Below are 19,049 nucleotides of genomic sequence, written 5' to 3' on the forward strand. Positions count from 1 at the left end.
GCTGGCCGGGGGGGCCGAGCCCCCCCGAAACCCCCCACGATGACCTGGACTGGTTTTGGGTTCAGGTCTTTTTTGTTGTTTCGGGTCGGTGGGTGGGTGGACCCTGTTTCTAGTTATGGCGATCTTGGCGTGCGTCAGGGCCGCCTTTGTTGTTATGTTGTTCCGAATATGTTGCTTGGTTGACGTCGGCTAGGGACTTTTCGGATATGTGACGTTGGGCTCTTTGTGGTGAGTGCTAACGATATGGTCCTTGCCATGTGCGCTGCGACTGTTGCGGCCATGCGCAAGGGGGGAAACGTCACCCTCAGTGCTCTGGCTGACGAGCTGGGTTCTGTGTCGGTCATTCTCGAGTGGGCCACCGAGAAAGATCATCCGCTTGATGCGGATGTGAGTGTGCTCCTGCTGGGGGACGATGGGAAGGTCCGGTCCAACGACGACCTCGTGTTCTACAACCAGCCGGCCGGGGCTGGTGGCGCAGTTCGTCTGCGGGGCAAGACATCCAGCGTCGAGGATCGCGTCACGACCTTCACGGACGTGGTCGAAATCGATATGGACGATGTCCCTGACAGTGTTGATCGGATAATTCTCGCTGCAAGTCTGGACGGTGGTGACGGACTCGGCTTCGGCTGCCTGGAGTATCTGAGGGTCCGGCTTCTGCGAGGGTCCGACGCAACGGAGCTCCTCCGCTTCGACGTGACGGACGCGTCAATCGAGACGGCGTTTGTTCTCGGTGAGGTGTACCGCCGAATCGGGCAGTGGAAGTTCCGTGCCATTGGTCAGGGATATGCGATGGGCCTCTCAGCCCTCGTCACGGACTACGGTGTCGAGGTCGACCCGGAAGATGGCGGAAGCGAGCCGGAGAGCGCCGTTGAAGCACTGGTATCCGTTGTCGACGAGGCTACCGAGGATGTGACCGTCGCCGCTGCCGCTTCGCTGGGACCAGCGCAGCAGAGAACGGCGAGGCCCGCTCAGACGAGGGGCAAGGAGAGGCGAGCCCAGACGGTCACCACCCGGAAACGCCGATCCGCCAAGCGGTTGTCGGCGTCCAAGGTGCGCCGGGTAGAACTGGGTGATGTTACCGAGTCGTGGCAGCCGGCACGGTTGTTCCCCGTTGCTGGTATCGGCGGCGCCGGCGAGCAGGAACGACGAGCGACGTCCGCGTTGCTGGCCGTGCTGGGGTCGGTGCGAGAGTTCGGTCGGACGATCACTACTCGATTCGGCGCACCCGCGGGTCAGATCGAGACGTTCATCGAGGTACCGTTCAGTCTGGGTGATGAGCCCTACCGACCTGATGGCCTCATCCGGGTTACGCGCGGCCAACGCGTGTGGACCGCGCTGGTTGAGGTCAAGACTGGTGCCGGGGAACTCCGGGCAGAGCAGGTCGAGGCATACCTGGACATCGCGCGAGAGCAGCGGTTCGACGCGGTCATCACGATCTCGAATCTGATCACGGCGGCCGACGAGCGCCATCCGGTCTCCGTCGATGGGCGAAAGACGAAGAAGGTGTCCGTCGGGCACCTCTCCTGGGCCGAGATTCGTTTCCGCTGTCAGATGCTCATCGAGAACAGCGCAGTGGCCGACGGGACTCAGGAGTATCTTCTCACCGAGTTCCTGAGGTACCTGGCCCATCCACGGTCAGGCGCCGAACGGTTTGACGACATGGGCCCGCACTGGGTGCAGGTGCGGGACAGCGTCGCCTTGGGAACGCTGCGCCCGACGGACCGGGGCCTTTTCCCAGTCGCCGAGCGATTCGACCAGCTTGCTCACTACCTGTGCCTACACCTTGGCGGTCTGCTCGGGCTGGAGGTTCTGCCACAGCTCAACCGTCGTGTGGACGCCGCGCAGCGGCGCCAGGCACTGGCCGAGGAGCTTTGCCGCACCGGCACTCTCTCCGCGACGTTGCGTGTGCCAGGCGCGGTTGGTCCGGTGTCGATCATCACAGATCTGCGGGCTGGCCGGGTCGCCTGCTCGGTGACTTTCGATGCGCCGCGCCAAGGGCGGCCGCTCACCCGTGTCAGGTGGCTCGCCCGGCAGCTGGGGGACGCGAACGGAAACCTGCGGATCGAGACCTTCGAACAGGGCTCCAGGGAGGCCGTCCGCGCCGAGTTGCTTGCCTTGGTGCGACAGAAGCCGGACGTGCTTGTTTCGGGTTCAGAGAACGAACTCCGGGCTTTTCGGGTTTCGCTCAGTGCGCCACTTGGGACGAAGCGCGGTGCCGGAAAAGGTACGTTCGTCACATCTGTCGTAGACGCTCTGGAGAAGTGCTACGAGGAGGTCGTGCAGAACCTGCGTGAGTGGCGTGAGTCCGCGGACGGATCGAGCGGCAGCGACGATGCAGCCAAGGTCACTGGGACGGCAACCGGGAACGGGTGACACGGCTGGGTGATGCCCGATTCTGGAACGCCATGCACTGGGGGTTCAGGGGTTTTTGAGTTGAATCCGGTGGTGGGCGGTCGGGGTGGTGGCCGCCGCGACGGGGGAGTCGCGGCGGTTGGGTCGGGCTGGGGGTCGGTGGTTGTCAGATCCAGTCGAAGCAGCTGATGTTGTCGCGGAACGGTGGTGCTAGGTTTCCGCCGGTGTTGGGGCGGATGATTGCGGTGCTGCCGATGTAGTTCGGGGCGGTGAAGAGCCTGGCGGACAGGTGTCGGTCGTAGTTCCAGATCGATCCCACGTTGCCGATGGGCGGGGGCGACACGAGTCCGCAGGTCCCGTAGAAGAAGTCTTTGACAGTGCCGGTGAAGTTCGCTCCCGACCACACGCAGAGGTCGCCGTCGCCGTTGCTGTACTGGTTGCAGACGCCGTCGAGATGACGGGTGCCGACGCCACCGCCGCTACGGCTACCGGAGTTGCCGGTGGTTGAAGCGGTGCCGGGGACCGGTGCGGGGCGTGGAGCGCTCGCGTTCTGCAGGGGTGCCGAACTCGGGCTTTGGGCGGCGTCCGCCGGTTGGGCGGAGGCCATCAGGGTGACCAGGGCGGCGCCGCTGACGGCGACGGCGAGGCCGCGGCGTAGCGTCATCGTTCTCAGGTTTTCCCTTCCTTCATGACGGTTCTGTGGGGAATGCCATGCGGGCCCGTGAGGAATTCCCCACGGGCCCGCGAGCCCCTGCCTGGGCGGGTCAGAAACCGGCGGCGCGGGAGTAGAGGAGGGCGTTGGGGGAGCCGGCGCCGATGTCGGTCAGGGTGCCGGGGGTGGCGGCGTCGACGATGGCATTGCGGACATTGGTCGGGCCGGCGTTCCGGTGGCGCTGGAGGTAGAGGGCGGCGACGCCGGTGACGAACGGCGTCGCCATCGAGGTGCCGCTGATCGTGTTGGTCGCGCTGTCGGACGAGTTCCAGTCCGAGGTGATGTCGGTGCCGGGCGCGAACAGGTCCACGCAGCGGCCGAAGTTCGAGTAGTTCGTGTCCCGGCTGTCGGTGGAGGTCGTCGCGCCGACGGTGATGGCGCCGGGCACCCGGCTGGGCGACTCGTTGCAGGCGTTGCCGTTGCTGTTGCCGGCGGCCACGGAGTAGGTCAGCCCGGAGTTGATCGACTGGCGCACGGCCTGGTCCAGGGCCCGGGAGGCGTTCGCACCCAGGCTCATGTTGACCACGGCGGGGCCGGCATGGTCGGCGGTCACCCAGTCGATGCCGGAGATGACGCCGCTGATGGTGCCGAAGCCGTCGCAGTCGAGGACGCGCACGCCGACCAGGCGGGCCGACTTGGCGACGCCGTACGTCGAGCCGCCGACGATGCCGGCGACGTGCGTGCCGTGGCCGTCGCAGTCATCGGTGCCGTGGCCGTCGTCGATCACCGAGAAGCCGCCCCTGGCCCGCCCGCCGAAGTCCTGGTGCGAGGTGCGGATGCCGGTGTCGATCACGTAGGCGGTGACGTTGTTCCCGGTCGACGCGTAGGTGTAGGTGTTGTTCAGGGGGCGGCGGCGCTGGTCGACGCGGTCCAGGCCCCAGTCGGCCGGGCGCTGCGTGACGGCGCGTTCCGCGGACACCTCGTCGTCGGTCACATGCACGACCGCGTCGGGCTCGACGAAGTCGACGTCGGGGTCGGCCCGCGTCGCCGCCAGCTGGCTGGCGTCGAGCTGCGCCGCGTATCCGTTGAGGGAACGGCGGAACTCGCGGGTGACCTGGACGCCCCGGGTGCGGGCGCGGGTCACGGCCGCCGAGGAGCCGCTCGCCGGCGCCACCGACTTCAGCACGACGATGTAGCGGCCGGTCACGTCCGGAGTGGCCGCGTGCGCGGTGCCGGTCAGGGCCAGTTGGGTCAGGGCGACACCGGCCAGCAACCCGCAGGCGGCGGTGCGCAGTGACAGTCGTCGACTCATGGAGTGATCACTTTCTGCCTGGCCGTGGGCAGCCCGGTAGATCGGACCGCAGCGTGCGGATGCGGCCCGGCGCCCGGATGGCGTCCCCGGCGAGGCGGTAGCGGGGCATGGATGGTTGGGGTGAAACAGATGGGGGCGCCAGGCCGGACGCCTCAGCGCAGGTGGAGATCGCTGACGACGCGCAGCTGGGCCTCGTTGGTCAGCCGGACCTTCTCCAGCGCGTCCCGGTGGGCGGCGATGCCGGCGCGCTGCAGGTCCGCTTCGACGCCGGACCAGATGCCCACCAGGTTGGTCTGCCGTTTGCAGGCGATGTCCGTCGTGGCCGTGGTGATCTCCAGGCGCGACACCGGCCAGTTCCTGAACCGAGGGTCGGCGGGCGCGGACAGGGGGGTGGGATAGCGCAGGCCGTGCCCGCGCATGCAGGCCGACCAGGCCTGGGCGGCCTTCTGGACCCGCGGATCCCGCTCGGAGCGGAAGTAGCTGTCCTGGTCGAGTCGCTGGGCGAGGTACTCGTCGGCGCCGGTCGGCGCGTCGGCGCGCAGCCGCCGGTCCGTCTCGTCCGAGCAGCCGCCTGGCGGGACGGGGCGGCCGTTGACCGTGGGCGCTCCCCGCCCGGTCAGCGCGGTCAGGGTGCGGGGATCGTCGTTGGCCGACGGCCTCGCGACCGGGACGGGCGGGTGGGTGGACACCCGGTAGCCGGCCTGCGCCGCGAGGGCCAGGTCGGTGATGCCGTACCGGCGCTCCCCCCAGGTGTGCGGCCCCTCCGACCGCGGTGGTTCCGGCGGCCCGGAGAGCCCGAACCGGTCCATGCACTCGGCGAGAAGCACCCGGTATCCCCGGGCCACCAGGGCCGACTCATCCGGGCTCAGCAGATATCGGTCCAGCGGAAGCCGCAGCCGGGAGGCGTCGACGACCGCGGTCGGACGTGCTCCCGCCGGTGCGGCCGGCCCACCGCCACATCCGGCGGTGAGGGCAGCCGGGAGGGCCAGGGCTGCCGCCAGCGTCCATCGCGTCAGCCGGTGGGCTAGGGGGAGACCAGCACGTCCGCGGGGGACGGGAGATATCCCGTCGCCCATCCGGTGGAGCATCGCATTGCCTTTCCGTACCGACTGCGCGGCGCGCGGTCGTAACCGGATCGCCCTGCGCGGAACCGCCCCGGCGCGCGGGGCGCGAATGTTCATGATTCCTCCGGGCCACACCCGCCCGAATCCTGTGGATGCCGTTCTTGAACGGGTGAGCGAGGTGTCCCGTGCCGGGAGTGCGGGGCGCGGCGCCGATCGGTGGAACCGGTCCCCGCCGCTGGGGCGGGGACCGGTCTCAGAGCGTCCGGGTACCGGCGGAAGGAGCCACCGGTCCGTCAACCACTGATCGAGTCAGATCAGACCCACTTGAAGGACTCGACGTTGTTGCGGAAGGTCGGCGTGAAGTTGCCGCCGCTGTTCGGGCCGACGGTGCCCGCGGTGCCGGTGTAGTTGACGCCGGTCCAGACCTGGGCGGTCAGGTGCCGGTCGTAGTTCCAGACCGACTCCGCGTTGTTGCCGACACGCTGGCCCTGACCGCCACCGGCGGTGAGGAAGGTGTTGTCATTGAGGTTGTTGTCGGCGAAGAAGAAGTCGGCGCGGCTGCCGGTGAAGTTCTGGGTCCACCACAGACAGAGGTCGCCGTCGCCGTTGCTGTACAGGTTGCAGGCGCCGTCGAGGTGCTTGGTGCTGACGCCGCCGCCGTCGCGGGTGTCCGCCGTGGAGGCGGCGCTGGCCGCGCCCGGGACCGACACGCCGCCGGGCGCGGTCGAGCCGCCCGAGGTGGCCGACCCGCCGTCGGAGGCGGCGCTGGCCGGCTGGCCGGCGACCACGATGCCGGCGGCCAACGCCAGACCGCCGAAGGCAACGGCGGAGCCACGGCGCAGTACAGTCCTGTTCATGTGCACGCTCCTGTGAGTTATCAGTGAATGAGAGCATTCCGCCCGCGCGGCGGCGCTGCCGCGACGGCGTCGTGCTGGCCCGGCCACCCGTTCTGGCATGTCGTCGATTCGTGTCTCATCAGTCCCGTGAGCCGCGCCGCGAACGTTTTCTCCGGTGGCTGGTGCACCTGTTTTCCTGTTCGGATCGCGCTCGGCCGAATTTCGCTGCCCGGCAGGTGGTTCTGGGTGCGCGACGAAAATATGTCGCGGGGCCGGTGAAGTCCAGGAGCGCGCGATGAAGCGTGTCGAACCGCAATGATGGCGAAACGTCGCGGTAGGCCGTGGTGGTCGCGACCGGTGAAAGGAGGGGGCCTGCGGCCTTTTGCCGGCGCGAGCGGGTTATGCGCGCCATGCCGGGATTCCGTGGCATGGGCGGAATGAGTGGGCGGTCGGCGGGAGGCATCAGTCGAGATGAAGGCCGTCGGCGGCCCGTAGTTGGGCCTCGTTGGTCAGCCGGATCCGCTCCAGCGCGTCCCGGTGGGTGGCGATGCTCGCGCGCTGCAGGTCCGCCTCGACGGCGAACCAGACCCCGACCAGATCGGTCCGCCGCTTGCAGGCGATGTCGGTCCGCGCGGTGGTGATCTCGAGGGCCGACACCGGCAGGCCCTTGAAGCGCGGGTCGGCCGGGGCGTCCAGCGCGGTGGCGTAGTGGTAGCCGTGCTCGCGCATGCAGGTGGACCAGGCGCGCTGCGCCGCCTGGACCCGGCGGTCGCGTCTGGACGTCAGATAGGTATCCCGTCCGAGCCACTGGGGCAGGTCCGTCTCCTCCACGCTCGTCGGCGCACCGGCCGTCAGCCGTCGCCGCGTCTCACCGGCGCAGCCGCCGGGCGGGACGGGCCGACCGCCGATGACGCGGTCGCCCCGCCCGGTGAGCACGGCCAGCGTCTGCGGGTCGTCGAGCCCGGAAGGCCTGGTCACGGGGGCAGGGGGGCGAGTGGAGGTCCGGTAGCCGGTGCGGGACGCCAGGTCGAGGTCGGTGATGCCGTACCGGCGCTCCTCCCACGTACGCGGGCCGTCGGGCCTGGGCGGCCGCGGTGGTCCGGCCACCCCGAAGCGGTGCATGCACTCGGCCAGCACCGTCCGGTGTGCCCGGGCCACGAGCTCCGACTGGTCCGGGCTCAGGAGGTACCTGTCCAGGGGAAGCCGGAGCCGGGAGGCGTCGACGACCGCGGCCGGGCTCGGGGGCGTCGCGGCCGCTGGGCGGCTCGGTTGGCTGCCGCAGCCGGCCACGAGGACGCAGGGGAGGCTCAGCGCGGCGGCCAGCGCCCGCCGGGTCACCCGCCAGGTCATGCGGCGGGATCGGGCGAGTCCGGTCCTCCCGCGGAGGACGGGGTGCTCACCGCCACCGGAGGGGTGGGGCATCGGGGCTCCTCTTCATCCGGGCGGTCGGCGCGCGACGGCCGGGAAATGTGGGCGTCGACGGGCGCGGGTCGGACTCCCGGCGCCGCGGCCCGGTCCCCGCCGGTTTCGGAGGGGACCGGGCCGCGTGCCGACCTGTTCGCCGCGGAACCGGTCAGGCGTCGTTCTACGTCAGGTCAGAAGGTCCAGTAGAAGGACTCGACGTTGTCGGCGAATCCGCCCGGGAAGTTGTTGCCGGTCCACGGGTAGAGGTTGACCGAGGCGCCGGTGTAGTTCGTGTTGGTGAAGGCCCGGGCGGTCAGGTAGTGGTCGTAGTTCGCGTACGACCGGGCGTTGTTGCCGACCCGCTGTCCCTGGCCGCCGCCGGGGCTGTTGAAGTAGTCGTTGTTGAGGTTGTTGTCAGCCCAGTAGAAGTCGGCGTGGCTGCCGTAGTAGTTGTAGCCCCACCACAGGCAGAGGTCGCCGACGTTGCAGGCGCCGTCGAGGTGCCGGACGCCGACGCCCCCGGCGTTGCGCGCCGACGGCGTGGAGGCCGTGGTGCTGCGCGTCCCCAAGGACGGAGCGGGGTCGGGCAGGCTGGTGGCGTGGGTGGGCGCCGGGCCGTCCTTGGCGGTGGCGGCGCCTGCGGGTTGGCCGGCGGCTACGATGCCCGCCAGGGCCATGCCGCTGGCGGCGACGGCGAGGCCGCGGCGCAGTACCTTCCTGTTCATGGTCACTCCTTGAACTAGAGGTAGGATTGATGGACGCCGCCCGCGGGCGGCGCTGTGCTTTTCCGGCCACCTGTCCAGGCTTTTTCATCGAAGTGTTCTGGTCCCGTGAGCTGTGCCGTGAACGCGCTTCATGGTGGCCGGCTGGCGCCGGTATCCGGCGCCCTGCACACCAGGCGTTCCTGCATTCGGGTCGCGCTCGGCCGATGTCGTCGCCCGGCAGTTCTTCCTGGGTACGAGAAGAAAGTAATTCCCCGGAGCTCGCGGCGTCCAGGAGCGGTGGTGAAGCGTGTCGCACCGCGTTGATGGCGGAACATGGCAGTAGCTGGATACTCGCCCGGATCCGCTGCTATGTCCGTGCCCGCGGCATCCGTTCCGTCAGCCCGCGCGACGGGCAGGAGAGCTTTTCTCGTTCTGGTGCAGGTGGAAATCCGGCCCGGGACGAACGGGCGGGACGGGCGGCGGGCGGTTCGCTGTCCGCCTGCCGGCACGGCCGCGGAAGGCCCCGCTCGGGCCGTGACAAGTAGCCGACACCTCGGCCGCCGGGCGCGGGAACGCGCCCGAGAGGCCCGCGGTCCGGGACGCTCGGGTGGGGCGGCGGTCAGCCGGTGATCTCGGCCTCGAAGGAGGCGTCCTCGACGAACCGCAGGACGGCGCGGATGTGGGCGCGCATGGCCCGCTCGGCGGTCTCGGGCTCCGCCCGGGTGATGGCGGCGAGAACGGCCGCGTGGTCGTGTAGGACCCCGTGGCCCATGGCGCCGGGCGCGAGCGAGACCGCGCGCATGACCAGCACGATCTGGTCCTGCAGCCGGGCCAGGTCGTCGGCGAGGCGCGGATTGCGGGCGCCGTCGCGGATCAGGCGGTGGAACTCGGCGTCGAAGGCGACGTGGAGGTCCGGATCCGCGTGGCGGATGGCCTCGGTGTGCTGGTCCAGCACCTCGCGCAGGGCATCGCGCTCGGGCGGCGTCATCCGGGCGGCGCCGAGGCGCGCGGCCATGCCATCCAACGCCTCCCGCAGCTCGAAGAGGTGGCGCAGGTCGTCGTGGCTGCCGCCGAACACGACCGCGCCGTGACGTGCGCGGATCTCGGCGAGGCCGGCGCGTTCGAGCGCGTACACGGCGTCGCGCACCGGCGTGCGGCTCACGCCAAGGCGGCGGGCGAGCTCGGGGACGCTCAGGTGGGAACCGGGCGGCAGCTCGCCGGCGAGGATGGCCTCGCGCAGCTGGTGCTCGACCCGTTTCGCCAGCAGTTCGTGCCCCTGGATCGGGGTGAGCGAAGTTGTCACGATGTCCGTCATTACGTCCTGGATCCGCCGGCCCGGGTCGGCCCGGCATCGCTGGCGTCTCGGTGATCCCACCAGGCTACGTGCGGCCGTTCGTCCGTCGCGACGACCGCCAGCCGCCGGCACGCCCTGGGCGCGGCGGCGGCCTGACGGGCGCCGTGGCGGTTCAGCGCCGGATCGGCTCGACCGGTCGGGTGGTGGTCAGGGTCGCACCCCAGCTGTGGATCACGGTCGCGTGCAGCGAGCCGAGGCCGCCGGCGACGGCGACGAGCACCTGGGACGGGTCCTGCACCAGGTGCACCCGGCCGTCGCGGACCCGGCCGAGGTCGGCGATCGGCGCGTGGTACGACTCCGGCCAGTCGGTCAGCGGCAGGCTCGCGAGCTGCCACAGCCGGCGCTGGACCTCCTCGATGTCCGGCACCTCCCGGGCGATCACCTCCGCCCACACCGGATTGATCAGCACCAGCACCTCGGAGTAGGCCGAGCTGGTCAGGTAGCCGTTCGCGCCCGGCACCGCCATCGACCGGCCGATGATCGACAGCAGGTCCGCGCCGGTCTGCCCGAGCGTGTCGCAGACGTTCATCGTGCCCATCGCGGCGTAGACGGTGACCGCGTCGCCGGGCACGCCGCGCCGCTGCGCCAGCGGCACCCACGGCGAGCGTTCCTCCCACTCGCCGAACACGATGCCTGCCACCCGGCCCGGCTGGCCGAACGTGCTCTGCGACGTGACGCCGATCCGCTGCCCGGCGACGTTGCGCATCACCAGCCGCAGCGCCCGCCCGATCGCCGGCGCCGGCCCTGCCACGCCACCGAGGCAGCCGGTCTCGCAGGGCAGGTCGAGGCGGCGCCGGATCGGCCCGTTGACCAGCATCAGCGGGACGACCGAACCGGTGGTCGCGTTGAGGCCGTGCAGCTCGAAGTCGTCCGCGGCCATCGCCCGCAGCGCCGCGGCGAGCAGCGGCAGCGACTCGGCGCTCGCGCCCGCCATCACCGCGTTGACGGCCAGCTTCTCCATCGTGCACGACGCCCCGGACGGCGGCAGCGACGCGGCCACCACCTCAGCCGGGTCGGCACCGGCGAGGTCGAGGAAGCGGGCGACCCGCTGTTCGGTCGGCGGGACGAGCGGCAGCCCGTCGCCCCAGCCCGCGATGGTCGCGAACTCCTGGAAGTCGCCGGGATCACCGGCGACGTCGTGGCGGACGCTCGACAGGACGGCGCTCGCCGTGCTCACAGGGTGGCTCCGAGGGTCTCCAGCAGCGCCGGGAAGGCGTCGCGGGCGATCTGGCGCACCTCGTCCTCCGGCCGGGTCTGCAGCGGGAAGGGCAGGGTGAGCAGGCGCAGGCCGGGCCGGCCGTACTGGGTCGCGAGCATGGTGCCCAGCGCCGTGAACTGGGCGGTGACCACGCCGACGGTCGGCAGGCCGCGCCGCGCCGGGCGGACGGCGTCGCGGATCGTCCATGACGTGCACGAACCGCAGTTGCCGAGGCCGACGATGGCGACGTCCGCCTCGGCGAGCAGCCGGTCGTAGGCGTCGTCCGCCGCGGCGCCCTCGGCGCCGGACAGGCCCTGGGCGCGCCGCCAGGCCCGCGCGGTCGCGCCGCCCTCGCCGAGCAGCCGGGTCCACTCGTCGACCACCCAGTCCCATGACTGCCACAGGACGTCGATGCGGATGGCGATCGTGCGCCCGGCCAGCGGGCCGGCGTCGGGTCCGGGATCGCCATCGCCCGCGTCGACGGCGGCGGTCGGGTCGAGCACGGTGATCCGGGCCGGCGCGGCGGACTCGGTGGTGGCGGTGCTGCGGGGATCGCGCAGCACCACCCGGTGGGAGGTGAGGCCGCGCTGCGCGAGGCTCGCGGTGAGGACCTCGCGCAGCCGGTTCGGCGGCAGCAGGCACTCGGCGCACTCGACGTCGGTGATGTCGAGCGCCAGTTCGATGGTGTGGGCCTGGTCGTTGACGTCGATGAGGCGTAGGTCCGCCCCGTCCCCGCGGACGAGGTCACGCAGGTGCTCAATGGCCTGGTTGATGTCCGGTGGCGCGGTGGTGGTCATCCGCGATGCCTTCCTGTGCGGTGCGGGTGGGGTCAGGAGGTCTGCGCACGGCTTCCCTTCGGCACCTCGCCGAACAGCAGCAGCGTCTGGTCGGGGGCGGGGGGCAGGGCGGCCCAGATCCGCCGGGCCGCGTCGTCGGGCTGGTCGGCCTCGCCCGAGGCGACGCCGGCGCGCATCGACGTGGCCACCGGGTAGCTGTCCGGGTCGGCCTCGGCCTGGGCGCGCAGCGACGGCGTGTCGACGAAACCCGGGCGCACGGCGACGACCCAGGGCCCGCGGCCGCGGTGGCGCCGCTCCCGGTGCACCACCCGGACGAACTGCTCGATGCCCGCCTTGGCCGCGGCGTAGACCGCCCGGCCCTCGAACGGCACCCGCGCCGCCGCCGACGACATCAGCACCAGCCCGGATTCGTAGTCCGGTCGCACGGCCCGGATGAACGCGTCGGCGAGCACCAGCGGCGCCGTCCCGTTGCCGATGGCGTCGGCCCGCACGTACTCGGGGTCGAGCTCCCCGATGAACCCGGGCTGGCCCGGCCAGTAGGCGTTCTGGATGAAGATCGCCCGCTCGCCGCGGAAGGCGGCGAGCTCCGTGCGGAAGTGCTCGATCACTCCCGGCCAGGTCGCCGGGTCGGTCAGGTCCAGCCGCACCGACTCCAGGTCCGGGTGCTGGCGGCGGGAGAGGTTGATGATGCGGGCGTTCGGGTGCGGGCAGGTGGTGGCCAGGCCCAGACCGAGCCCCTCGGTGGCGCCGCTGATCCACACCAGCGTCGTGGGATCGGACATGCTCAGATCACTCCTTCGCGCCGCAGCCCGGCGAGGCGCTCGTCGTCGAGACCGAGCAGGCCGCCGAGGACCTCGGCGGTGTGTTCACCCATGTCCGGGCAGCGCCGTGGCGCGTCGGGCACCGCCGACCCGTCGGCCGCGGCCGCCCGCGGACCGAAACGGGGGGCGGGGGCGGGGACGAGACGCGGCCCGACGTCCTGGCTGTCGACCGTGCGCACGGCCCGCCGGGCCTGCGCGTGCGGGTCGTCAGACAGGCTCGCCGCGTCGTGGACCGGGACCACCGGCAGCCGACGGGCGTTCATCACCGCGAGGATCTCGGCGCGGACGGACCGCGCCGCCCAGGCCGCGACCGCCCGGTCGATCGCGCCACCGTCGGCGTCGCCGATCACGTCCTCCTCCTCGTCGTCGCGGTAGCCGACGAGGTCGAGCAGCTCGGTGAGATGACGGGACGTGCTGCAGCTGATAGCCACCCAGGTGCCGTCCTTGCAGCGGTAGGTGTTGCGCACCGGGGAGCCGGCGAGGCGCCCGGCCAGGCGGCCCGGAGCCGGCTCGCCCGGCGTCCACTCGGCCAGCGCCGGCGCGGCGACGTGCAGCAGCGCGTCGACCGGGTTGACGTCGACGACCCGGCCGGGCCCGCCGTTCGCCCGGGACAGGCAGGCCGCGAGCACCCCGAAGGCGCCGACCATGCCGGTGACGGCGTCGCCGAGCGGCACCGACGCGAGCATCGGCCGGTCGGCCGGGTCGCCGGTGAGATGGGTCAGGCCCGCGAAGGCCTCGCCGAGGGTGCCCGAGCCCGGCAGCTCGGCGTTCGGACCGTCCAGACCGAAGCTGGTCACGCACACCAGCACCAGGTCCGGGTTGATCGCGGACAGCCGCTCCCAGGTCAGGCCGCGGCGCTCCAGCTGGCCCGGCAGCATGTTCACGACCAGCACGTCGACGTGCCGCGCGAGCTGGCGCAGCAGCTCGCAACCCTCCTCGGAGCGCAGGTTCAGCGTGATCGACCGCTTGTCGCGGGCCAGGATCGGCCACATCGCCCGGGCCCGGTACGGGTCGCCGCCCGGCGGTTCGACCTTGATGACGTCGGCGCCGTGGTCGGCGAGCAGCGTCGAGATGAACGGGCCGGCGTAGAGGGTCGCCGTGTCCAGGACCCGTAGGCCCCGCAGCGGTGGGTCGGAGGCCGCCGGCCGCGCCGGGACGCCGTCCTGGATTCTCATCGGGATCTCGCCGTGGATACCCCGGCCTTCAGGCCCGGGAGGTAACGGCGTCCCACGTTGGAACGCATTGCGAGTCCTTTCGGTAGCATGACGGTATGTCCCGTTACCGGCTCGTTCCGGCGCCTGAACAGGTCGCCGGACTCGAAGAGCACTGCGGGCATGCGCGTTTTGTTTGGAATCTTGCGGTCGAGCAGCAGGCGTGGTGGACGCCGTATCGGGGTAAAGGTCCGAATCATGTGGAGCGTTGTCGGCAGTTGACCGAAGCGCGGGCGGAGAACCCGTGGCTGGCTGCCGGGTCGCAGACCGTCCAGCAGCAGGCGTTGCGGGACTTCGAGCAGGCTTTGCGGAACTTCTTCGGCGGTTCGCACCGGCGTCCCGGGTTCCGGAAACGCGGCCAGTCCGAGGGTTTCCAGATCGTCGGGAAGATGGCGAAGGTCGAGAAGCTGAACCGGCGATGGTCCCGGTGCTGGGTGCCGAAGGTCGGCTGGGTGAAGTTCCGTCGCTCCCGTGCGGTCCCGGCTGCGAAGTCCTACCGGGTGACCCGTGGTCGGGCGGGCCGCTGGCATGTGGCGTTCGCCGCCGCGGCGGAGAAAACGTCCACCGATCTCGCTCGACGGTTCGATCTGATCCGCGTCGAGGATCTGAACGTTCGGGGCATGACCCGGTCCGCCCGGGGCACCGTCGAGGCGCCAGGCCGCAACGTCCGGCAGAAAGCCGGGCTGAACCGGGGCATCCTCGCGAACGGTTGGGGACTCCTCGTCCGACGTCTGGAACACAAGGCACCCGGCCGGATCGAGAAGATCCCGGCCGCCTTGACGAGTCGGCGTTGCTCGGTCTGCGGGCACACGGCGCCTGGAAACCGCGAGAGCCAAGCGGTCTTCCGGTGCGCTGCCTGTGGGCACACGGCCAACGCCGACGTCAACGCAGCACGCACCATCGCGGCCGGACGGGCCGTGGCCGCGCGGGGAGGCACCGGGTTGCCGGTGCCCGTGAACCGCGAACCTCAACACTGCGCACCTCCTCCGGTGGGTGTGTAGAAGTTGGAATCCCCCGCGTTCACGCGGGAGAGGACGTCAAGTGCGGAACCTTTCGGTGGTCGCGTCGGACACCGCGGAACTGGACACCGCGGAACCGGACACCGCGGGACCTGATGGGGCGTCGCGGGGCAGGACACGGGTGGTCGCCGCGAACAGCTGCGCCATCGGCGCGGCGGCGGGCAGGCCACGCCACTCGGCCAGGTGGACCTCGGGACCCGTCGGCGCCCGCACACCGAGCTCGGCGAGCACCGCCAGGCATCCGGCGACGTCGAGCTCCCCGTCGCCCGGCAGCAGGCGGGCCGACGCCGCCTCGCGGGCCAGGTCGTCGGCGGCCCGTGTGGGACCGTCGGCGAGCTGCACCAGCAGGACGGACGCCGGGTCGAGGCCACGCAGGTCGACGGCCGTACCGCCCGAACGGGCCAGGTGCCAGACGTCCACCACGAGTCCGGCGTTCGCCCGGCCGGCCGCAGCCAGCAGCGTGGTCGCCGCCGGCAGGTCGGGCAGGCCGGTGAAGGGGACGAACTCGAGGGCGACCCGCAGCCCATGCCCGGCGGCCTCGTCGCACAGGTGCGCGAAGGACGCGGCGTCGCGGTCCGGATCGGCCTCGCCGCCCGGCGCGTGGGCCGCGACGACCGTGGTGGCGCCCAGCGCACTCGCCACCTCGAAGACCTCCGCTCGGAACGCTGCGGGCGGGATCATCCCGCCCGTCAGGTCGGCCACGGGCGGCACCCAGTCGGCGGTCCACTCGACCGCCTCGAGGGTCAGGCCGTGCTCCTGGAACAGATCACGCATCGCCGCGAGGCTCATCCCGTCCCGCTGGCGGGCGTGGCGCCACACGTTGGGCCAGATCGTCAGCCCGTCGAACCCGGCCGCGGCCGCCGCCGCCACCTGCTCGCGCAGGGGCGTGCGGGGCAGGCAGCCGGAGAAGAACGTCACCATCCTGGACCTCCCGCGCTGCACGTTACATGTAACGTGCAGCGGGCGGTACCGGTTCGCGAGGCTCGCCCGGAACGTCGCGTACGACGGACGGTGGGTGACGAGACCGGTCCACGAGGGGTCTCCCGCCGGGCCGCCGGCGAGGGACGCTGGGCGGCCGCGACCGCGTGGAGGCGATGGGCACCCTCCTCTAACCTGGTCCCATGGCCATCTCCGCTCACCGGCGCGTGCGCCCGGTCTGGGTGGCCACCCTCCTGCTGCTGATCGGCCTGGTGGGAGGTCCGCCGGGCGCGGGTGGCCAGGGCGCGACGCATCTGGTCGAGCGGGCCCTGCCCGCCGCCGTGGCCGCCGTCGCCCCGGTCGGGCCGGCCGAGTCGGCCAGCGTCCGGCCCGACGCGAGGACCCTGCTCGCCGGGTCCTGGTCGCCCACGCAGCCCGGCCCCTTCGCGCTCGCCGCGACCGCGGCGGCGCTGGCGCTTCCCCTGGTCGCGCGCCGGCGGCGGATCACCCGTCGTGCTGGCCGCCCCGGCGAGGAGGGCCGCTTCCAGGCCGCCCGCGGCCCACCGCCCGTTCTCCCGGCGAGGTAGCACCCCACCGCGCGGGCCGCTGCCACGCCGCCGGATCCACCTTCATCCTTTTTCTGCCCGTCCGCCGCCGGTCGGTCGGCCACCGCGGGCCGCACGGGCTCGCCGTCGGCGAGTCCTGTGTCGCCGCGTCCCGACTGTGTCGCCACGTGCGGCCACGAGCGCGTCCGGCGTATCCGTGCCGATGCGCGCCCGCGGACTCGCGTGCCTGCCTCACCCCCGTCCGTGGCCGCGGCGCACCGGCCCTCCGTGCTGGGCACCAGGGGCTGGCGCGCGGGCCGCGGCGCGTCATGGCCCCGGGCTCCGGAGCTCCAGGTGTGCGGAGCTCCCTGTGACCGCCCGTGGGCCCGTGGGCGACCACCGGACGGCGGATCGGCGACTCCTGGAGCAGGGGAGAACGCAGATGCATTCCGACTTCGAATGGGGACAGGTACTCATCGCGCTCGTGCTGCTGGGCGCGATGTTCGTGGTGCCGATGCTGGTGATCTGGCGCGACCAGGTCCGTGACCTGCGCCGCTTCGGTCCGGCCGCGCTGTCCTGGCCGGTGCGCTACGGACCCGACGGGGAGGTCCACCGGGAGGGGACCACCTCGCCGCCCGCCGCCGCGGGGGTCGGCGCCCCGCCCCGGCCCGAGCCGCCGGCCCGGCGTCCGGCGTCCGCCGTGACGTCCGACACCCGCGGCTGAGAGCGGCCGAACGTGCGAGGGATACGGCGGCCCGCCCCGGTCGGTGGCCCGCCCGCCGCGGTGGTCGGGCACCGCCGGACGGACCGGCGCGGGTCGCCGGCCGGGCGTGCGCTGCTGGGCGCGGCGTTGGGGGCGTGCGCGGCGGTGGCCGGGTGCGCCGCCGCCGTCGGTGCCCGGTGGGAGAGCCTCGCTGTGATCGCGCTGCCCGCGCTGTTCGTGGGGCCGGTCCTGCCATGTCGGGCCGCCGCCCGGCTGGCCGGCTTCACCCTGGTGGCCGCCGCCCTCGTCGCGGCCGTGCACGCCGGGCGATCGGCCGACGGCGCCTCGGCCGGGGGATCGGCGATCGGGTGGCGCGTCGGACATCCGGCGCTGCTCGCGGTCGTCAGCGTCGTCGCATCGGCGGGGTCGGCGAGCTCACGTTCGGCGCGGGCGGCGGCGGGACGATCACGTGAAGGTCGCCGTGCTGACCGCCTCGCTGACCTCGGCCCTGCTCGCGAGCGGACTGCCGCGGCTGCGCTCCCGGGCGCACCTGCGGGTCGCCGGTCTGACCGACGGACGGACCGGCCGGCGTGGGAGTAGATTCGCCGCGCCGGCCGTCCGGGGGGGTGCGGGTGGAACGGGACGTGCGGGTGGAGCGTCAGGCGAAGGCGTCGGCGAGCTCGGTGCGTAGCACGCGGCGCAGCAGCTTGCCGCTCTCGTTGAAGGGCAGGTCGGCGCGGAACTGGATGCGGTCCGGGGTGCGGCTGGACCGCAGCCGAGCGCGGACGTGCGCCTTCAGCTCGTCCTCGGAGACCTCGCCGACGATGACGACGGCCGCGGCGACCTGCTCGCCCCATTCCTTGTTCGGGATGCCGACGACGGCGGCCTCGAGCACGGCCGGATGCTCGAGCAGGACGGCCTCGATCTCGCCGGGGGAGAGGTTCTCGCCGCCGCGGACGATGACGTCGTCCAGGCGGCCGTGGACGAACAGATAGCCGGCGTCGTCGAGGTGACCCTCGTCGCGGGTCGGGAACCAGCCGTCGGCGTCCAGGGTGGTGCCGCGGCCGAGGTACTCGCCGGACACCTGCCCGCCGCGCACGCAGATCTCGCCGCGCTCGCCGGTGGGCACGAGCTCGCCGGCGGCGTCGCGGATGGAGACCTCCAGGGTCGGCAGCGGCCGGCCGACCGAGGCGAGTCGCGCCCGCACGGCGGGGTCGGTACTGGCGAAGGCGGCATGGTGGTCGTCGGGGCCGAGCACCGCGATGGTGCTGGAGGTCTCGGTGAGGCCGTAGGCGTTGACGAAACCGACGTGGGGCAGCAGTCCGACGGCGCGCTCGATCACGGGCAGCGGCATCGGGCCGCCGCCGTAGGACAGCGAGCGCAGCGAGGGCAGGCCCTGGCCGTCGGCCTCGACGATGTCGAGGATGCGCCCGAGCATGGTCGGGACGACCATGGCCTGGGTGACGGATTCGGCCCGGACGAGTTCGACCCACTCCTTCGGGTCGAACGCCTCGAGCTGCACCACGCGTCGGCCGGAGTACGTCGAGGACAACACGGCCGAGATGCCGGCGATGTGGTACGGAGGGACGCTGACGATCGCCGCCTCGTCCTCGGCGGCGCCGCCGAACTCGACGGTCGTGATGATGTACTCGGTGAGGTTGCTGTGCCGCAGGACGGCGGCCTTCGGCTCGCCGGTGGTGCCACTGGTGAACAGCAGCACGGCGATGTCGTCCGCGTCGCCGCCCCAGCCGTCGCCCTGCTCGCCGTCGGGATCCGCGGCGATCATGAGGGCTTCGGCCCGGGTGAGGTACTCGATGCCGTCGACCGGGCCGACGCGCTCGGCGACGCCGTCTCCGACGATGATCGTGGCAGGGGCGGTACGAGCGACGATGGCGCGCAGCTGGGGGTCGGCGAGCCGGTAGTTGATCGGTACGAACGGTTTGCCCGCGATCGCCGAGCCGAACAGGGTCAGCGGGACGGCAGGCGAGTTCAGGTCGATCAGCCCGATCCGCGTGCCCGGCCGGGCCGCCAGCGCCGCGCCCAGGCGACGCGCGCGGCGTCCCAGCTCCGCGAACGACGGCCCGTCCGCGGCGGGGCCGAGCGCGGTCCGGTCGGCCAGGCCGTCGGCGGCCATCTCGAGGAGCATGCCGAGGTGCATC

Annotated in this window: 18 protein-coding genes; 5 read left to right on the forward strand and 13 right to left on the reverse strand. The window is 72.1% G+C overall.

Features of this window, described 5'->3' with window-relative positions:
- Window positions 1-279 precede the first annotated feature (279 nt).
- A complete protein-coding gene (locus AC6EXY_RS01480) occupies window positions 280-2,373 on the forward strand; it encodes a TerD family protein (RefSeq protein WP_165818188.1) in 2,094 nt (697 codons plus the stop codon).
- 145 nt (window positions 2,374-2,518) lie between these two features.
- Here the strand turns inward: AC6EXY_RS01480 and AC6EXY_RS01485 are convergent, their stop codons facing one another.
- From AC6EXY_RS01485 to AC6EXY_RS01535, 11 genes are all read right to left on the reverse strand, one after another.
- Window positions 2,519-3,016 carry a peptidase inhibitor family I36 protein gene (locus AC6EXY_RS01485; protein WP_101829756.1) on the reverse strand — a complete coding sequence of 166 codons (498 nt, stop codon included), beginning with the start codon at window positions 3,014-3,016 and terminating at the stop codon, window positions 2,519-2,521.
- Window positions 3,017-3,116: 100 nt separating this feature from the next.
- A complete protein-coding gene (locus AC6EXY_RS01490) occupies window positions 3,117-4,316 on the reverse strand; it encodes a S8 family peptidase (protein ID WP_101829755.1) in 1,200 nt (399 codons plus the stop codon).
- Window positions 4,317-4,468: 152 nt separating this feature from the next.
- Complete coding sequence (locus AC6EXY_RS01495; protein WP_133150537.1) at window positions 4,469-5,404, reverse strand: hypothetical protein; 936 nt, start codon at window positions 5,402-5,404, stop codon at window positions 4,469-4,471.
- Between the two features lie 290 nt (window positions 5,405-5,694).
- Entirely contained in the window at window positions 5,695-6,237 is a 543-nt protein-coding gene (locus AC6EXY_RS01500; RefSeq protein WP_101829753.1) for a peptidase inhibitor family I36 protein, read from the reverse strand.
- Window positions 6,238-6,678: 441 nt separating this feature from the next.
- Window positions 6,679-7,638 carry a hypothetical protein gene (locus AC6EXY_RS01505; protein ID WP_101829752.1) on the reverse strand — a complete coding sequence of 320 codons (960 nt, stop codon included), beginning with the start codon at window positions 7,636-7,638 and terminating at the stop codon, window positions 6,679-6,681.
- A gap of 173 nt (window positions 7,639-7,811) precedes the next feature.
- Window positions 7,812-8,345 (reverse strand): peptidase inhibitor family I36 protein, encoded by a 534-nt coding sequence (locus tag AC6EXY_RS01510; protein ID WP_101829751.1) that lies wholly within the window; start codon window positions 8,343-8,345, stop codon window positions 7,812-7,814.
- A 598-nt stretch (window positions 8,346-8,943) separates the two neighbouring features.
- Complete coding sequence (locus tag AC6EXY_RS01515; protein ID WP_165818187.1) at window positions 8,944-9,627, reverse strand: GntR family transcriptional regulator; 684 nt, start codon at window positions 9,625-9,627, stop codon at window positions 8,944-8,946.
- 163 nt (window positions 9,628-9,790) lie between these two features.
- Window positions 9,791-10,855, reverse strand: coding sequence for a hypothetical protein (locus AC6EXY_RS01520; RefSeq protein ID WP_499816937.1), 1,065 nt, complete (start codon window positions 10,853-10,855; stop codon window positions 9,791-9,793).
- Complete coding sequence (locus AC6EXY_RS01525) at window positions 10,852-11,673, reverse strand: UGSC family (seleno)protein (RefSeq protein ID WP_207770105.1); 822 nt, start codon at window positions 11,671-11,673, stop codon at window positions 10,852-10,854. The genes AC6EXY_RS01520 and AC6EXY_RS01525 overlap by 4 nt, the downstream gene beginning before the upstream one ends.
- Window positions 11,674-11,705: 32 nt before the next feature.
- The gene (locus AC6EXY_RS01530; RefSeq protein ID WP_101829749.1) at window positions 11,706-12,455 is read right to left on the reverse strand and encodes an SDR family NAD(P)-dependent oxidoreductase; all 750 of its coding nucleotides are present in this window, start codon (window positions 12,453-12,455) and stop codon (window positions 11,706-11,708) included.
- A gap of 2 nt (window positions 12,456-12,457) precedes the next feature.
- Complete coding sequence (locus tag AC6EXY_RS01535; protein WP_499816936.1) at window positions 12,458-13,669, reverse strand: CaiB/BaiF CoA transferase family protein; 1,212 nt, start codon at window positions 13,667-13,669, stop codon at window positions 12,458-12,460.
- A gap of 95 nt (window positions 13,670-13,764) precedes the next feature.
- Here AC6EXY_RS01535 and AC6EXY_RS01540 point away from each other — a divergent pair, with 95 nt between their 5' ends.
- Window positions 13,765-14,706, forward strand: coding sequence for an RNA-guided endonuclease InsQ/TnpB family protein (locus AC6EXY_RS01540; protein ID WP_499816935.1), 942 nt, complete (start codon window positions 13,765-13,767; stop codon window positions 14,704-14,706).
- Window positions 14,707-14,742: 36 nt separating this feature from the next.
- Here the strand turns inward: AC6EXY_RS01540 and AC6EXY_RS01545 are convergent, their stop codons facing one another.
- Window positions 14,743-15,645 carry a sugar phosphate isomerase/epimerase family protein gene (locus tag AC6EXY_RS01545; RefSeq protein WP_101830800.1) on the reverse strand — a complete coding sequence of 301 codons (903 nt, stop codon included), beginning with the start codon at window positions 15,643-15,645 and terminating at the stop codon, window positions 14,743-14,745.
- Window positions 15,646-15,845: 200 nt separating this feature from the next.
- Here AC6EXY_RS01545 and AC6EXY_RS01550 point away from each other — a divergent pair, with 200 nt between their 5' ends.
- The 3 genes from AC6EXY_RS01550 (at window position 15,846) to AC6EXY_RS01560 (ending at window position 17,581) form a co-directional block, all read left to right on the forward strand.
- Window positions 15,846-16,229, forward strand: a complete 384-nt coding sequence (locus AC6EXY_RS01550) for a hypothetical protein (RefSeq protein ID WP_101830801.1) — start codon at window positions 15,846-15,848, stop codon at window positions 16,227-16,229.
- A gap of 400 nt (window positions 16,230-16,629) precedes the next feature.
- The gene (locus AC6EXY_RS01555) at window positions 16,630-16,911 is read left to right on the forward strand and encodes a hypothetical protein (RefSeq protein ID WP_207770205.1); all 282 of its coding nucleotides are present in this window, start codon (window positions 16,630-16,632) and stop codon (window positions 16,909-16,911) included.
- A 448-nt stretch (window positions 16,912-17,359) separates the two neighbouring features.
- Window positions 17,360-17,581, forward strand: coding sequence for a hypothetical protein (locus tag AC6EXY_RS01560; RefSeq protein ID WP_499816934.1), 222 nt, complete (start codon window positions 17,360-17,362; stop codon window positions 17,579-17,581).
- Here AC6EXY_RS01560 and AC6EXY_RS01565 read toward each other — a convergent pair.
- Entirely contained in the window at window positions 17,549-19,048 is a 1,500-nt protein-coding gene (locus AC6EXY_RS01565) for a class I adenylate-forming enzyme family protein (protein ID WP_101830803.1), read from the reverse strand. The genes AC6EXY_RS01560 and AC6EXY_RS01565 overlap by 33 nt on opposite strands.
- Window position 19,049: the final 1 nt, after the last annotated feature.

This window comes from Frankia sp. RB5, assembly GCF_059816245.1.

Coding starts and splice junctions, on each gene's coding strand:
- AC6EXY_RS01480 (WP_165818188.1), top strand. CDS start 280: ATGCGCAAGGGGGGAAACGTCACCCTCAGTGCTCTGGCTGACGAGCTG.
- AC6EXY_RS01485 (WP_101829756.1), bottom strand. CDS start 3,016: ATGACGCTACGCCGCGGCCTCGCCGTCGCCGTCAGCGGCGCCGCCCTG.
- AC6EXY_RS01490 (WP_101829755.1), bottom strand. CDS start 4,316: ATGAGTCGACGACTGTCACTGCGCACCGCCGCCTGCGGGTTGCTGGCC.
- AC6EXY_RS01495 (WP_133150537.1), bottom strand. CDS start 5,404: ATGCTCCACCGGATGGGCGACGGGATATCTCCCGTCCCCCGCGGACGT.
- AC6EXY_RS01500 (WP_101829753.1), bottom strand. CDS start 6,237: ATGAACAGGACTGTACTGCGCCGTGGCTCCGCCGTTGCCTTCGGCGGT.
- AC6EXY_RS01505 (WP_101829752.1), bottom strand. CDS start 7,638: ATGCCCCACCCCTCCGGTGGCGGTGAGCACCCCGTCCTCCGCGGGAGG.
- AC6EXY_RS01510 (WP_101829751.1), bottom strand. CDS start 8,345: ATGAACAGGAAGGTACTGCGCCGCGGCCTCGCCGTCGCCGCCAGCGGC.
- AC6EXY_RS01525 (WP_207770105.1), bottom strand. CDS start 11,673: ATGACCACCACCGCGCCACCGGACATCAACCAGGCCATTGAGCACCTG.
- AC6EXY_RS01530 (WP_101829749.1), bottom strand. CDS start 12,455: ATGTCCGATCCCACGACGCTGGTGTGGATCAGCGGCGCCACCGAGGGG.
- AC6EXY_RS01535 (WP_499816936.1), bottom strand. CDS start 13,669: ATGAGAATCCAGGACGGCGTCCCGGCGCGGCCGGCGGCCTCCGACCCA.
- AC6EXY_RS01540 (WP_499816935.1), top strand. CDS start 13,765: ATGTCCCGTTACCGGCTCGTTCCGGCGCCTGAACAGGTCGCCGGACTC.
- AC6EXY_RS01545 (WP_101830800.1), bottom strand. CDS start 15,645: ATGGTGACGTTCTTCTCCGGCTGCCTGCCCCGCACGCCCCTGCGCGAG.
- AC6EXY_RS01550 (WP_101830801.1), top strand. CDS start 15,846: ATGGCCATCTCCGCTCACCGGCGCGTGCGCCCGGTCTGGGTGGCCACC.
- AC6EXY_RS01555 (WP_207770205.1), top strand. CDS start 16,630: ATGCATTCCGACTTCGAATGGGGACAGGTACTCATCGCGCTCGTGCTG.
- AC6EXY_RS01565 (WP_101830803.1), bottom strand. CDS start 19,048: ATGCACCTCGGCATGCTCCTCGAGATGGCCGCCGACGGCCTGGCCGAC.